Origin of the sequence: Mesorhizobium sp. M7A.F.Ca.ET.027.02.1.1 (assembly GCF_004022985.1) — a bacterium.
Classification (GTDB): domain Bacteria; phylum Pseudomonadota; class Alphaproteobacteria; order Rhizobiales; family Rhizobiaceae; genus Mesorhizobium.
Window position 1 is genome coordinate 1 of the sequence record NZ_RZOL01000655.1, and the last position, 2,039, is coordinate 2,039.

The 2,039-nt window shown below is 66.8% G+C and carries 2 protein-coding genes and 1 pseudogene; all 3 read right to left on the minus strand.

Annotated elements, in window-relative coordinates:
* On the minus strand, positions 1-1,244 hold a 1,244-nt coding region (locus EN749_RS34760; protein ID WP_128364869.1), incomplete at its 3' end, for a 5-guanidino-2-oxopentanoate decarboxylase.
* On the minus strand, positions 1,241-1,888 hold the full coding sequence (locus EN749_RS34765) for a TetR family transcriptional regulator C-terminal domain-containing protein (protein ID WP_245482549.1): 648 nt from the start codon (positions 1,886-1,888) through the stop codon (positions 1,241-1,243). The genes EN749_RS34760 and EN749_RS34765, both read right to left, overlap by 4 nt.
* Positions 1,885-2,039 (minus strand): annotated as a pseudogene (locus EN749_RS34770) (amidinotransferase); the annotation flags it as partial. The pseudogene EN749_RS34770 and the gene EN749_RS34765, both read right to left, overlap by 4 nt.

The following is a 2,039-nucleotide window of genomic DNA, read 5'->3' on the forward strand; positions in this document are numbered from 1 at the left end:
GCGCCAATCGCCGCCGGCGGGCCATAGCCGAGCGCGCCGAAGCCGGTGGCGGCATTGAACCAGCCGCCTGGGCGGTCATGGTCGTAATAGAGGTTGGCCGCATAGATCGGCTGCGTCGAATCGCCGACGATGAGCGCGCCCGGCAAGGTGTCGCGGATCATCTCGACGGCGCGCACCTGTGCCTGCAGTGTTGGATTGAGTTCGGCAAAGGCTGCTTCCCGGGCGGCGGCGGCGCGTGTCGGCCCACCTTCGCTTGCCGGGATATGGCCCGTCTGCAGAAGCAGCGCTTCGAGCGCCTCGGCGCAATCGGCCTGGATCGAAACCGTCGCCGGGCGGCGGGCAAGCTGGTCGGCGCCGATATCGATGCGGATCAGATTGGCGGGCAGGACAAAGCCGCCATCGCTGTAGCCGTCATAGTCGGTCGGGCCGAATTCGGTGCCGGCGGCAATGACCAGGTCGGCGTCGGCCATCAGCGCCCGCACTGTCTTCAGGCTGGGACTGGCCGGCACGCAAAGCGGATGACCATGCAGCAGGCCGCGCGCATTGGCGGTCTGGACGACCGGCGCTCCCAGCCGCTCGGCCAGACGCCGCAGTGGCGCTTCGGCGCGTTTGGCGCCGCCGCCGACCAGGATCAGCGGGCGGCGCGCGGCACCGATGAGTTTGGCCGCGCTGGCAATTGCGGCACCTTCCGGCGCGGGTGGGGTCACATTGCTCAGCATGGCAGCGATGCCATCCGCCGACTTGACCATGACGTCGGTCGGGATCTCGATATGCACCGGGCCGGGCCGCGCCGATGAAAACAGGGCAAAGGCCTGCGCCAGGGCACCGGGCAATTCGCCGGCCTCGGTAACGCGCTGCGAAAACAGCGCCACCTTCTCCATCATGCCGCGCTGGTCCGGCAATTCATGCAGATGGCCCAGCCCCTTGCCCAGCGTCGGCGTGGCGTTGACGCCTGATATGACCAGCATCGGTACCGAATCGGCGCGTGCCTGCCCCATGGCGGTGATGGTGTTGGTGAGCCCCGGTCCGGTGATGACAAAGGCGACGCCCGGCTTGCCGCTGGCGCGCGCATAGCCATCGGCCATGAAGCCGGCGCCCTGTTCGTGACGCGGCGTGACGTGGCGGATATTCGAGCGTGCCAGCCCGCGGTAGAGCTCGACCGTGTGGACGCCCGGAATCCCGAACACCGTGTCGACGCCATGCGCTTCAAGCAGCGAGATGAGGGCTTCGCCGAGTGTCGTCATTGGTTTTCCTCCCCGTCCGGCGCGAGGCCTAGTTCGGCCTCGACAGTCTTGATGCCGATCGCCGCCAACTCGCCGGCCGAGAACATCTCGCCGGCCAGGCAGCCTTCGATCCAGAGTCCGTCGATGATCGCATTAATCGCGATGGCATGGTGGCGCAATTGGCTTGCGTCCGGATTGCGCCGTTCGGCGGCGAGCACCTCAGCCACAACCGCCTCCACCTCATTGCGAAAACCAAGGTAGCCTTCGCGGTGGGCGCGGGCCAAGGTCGGATCCGCTCTGGCGCGGCCGATGAAGGTTGCCCAGAGCGAAAACACCCGCGCATCGATGATCGGCGCATTGAGGTTGGCGGTGACGAAAGCCGCAAGGCGCTGGCGAGGCGAGGCATTCTCCATGACCAAAGCCGCTTTCGCCTGCTCGGTCATGCGGCCCATCAGCGCTGCATAGGCTTCCTGCAGCAATTCTTCCTTGCCGGGAAAATAGTGCCGGATCAGCCCAGCGGTGACGCCGGCACGCAATGCGATGGTGCGCAAGGTGGCGCCCTGCAGGCCATGTTCCGCCACGCTGTCCAGAGTGGCCTCGATCAGATCCTGCCGCCGCCGCTCCTCGCCCTCGCGACGGAACCTGCGGCGGGATGGCATATTCATTGGCGCAGGATCGGTCGCGTCAGGCATGTCGGCCCGCCCTCGCAGGCGATGCAGAGCGCATCCGCCTCGAAGATTTCGACCGTGCAGCCGGCGGCTTCCATCGCGGCTTTGGTCTTTGGAAAGCCTGCGACGGCAATGACCTTGTGTGGGC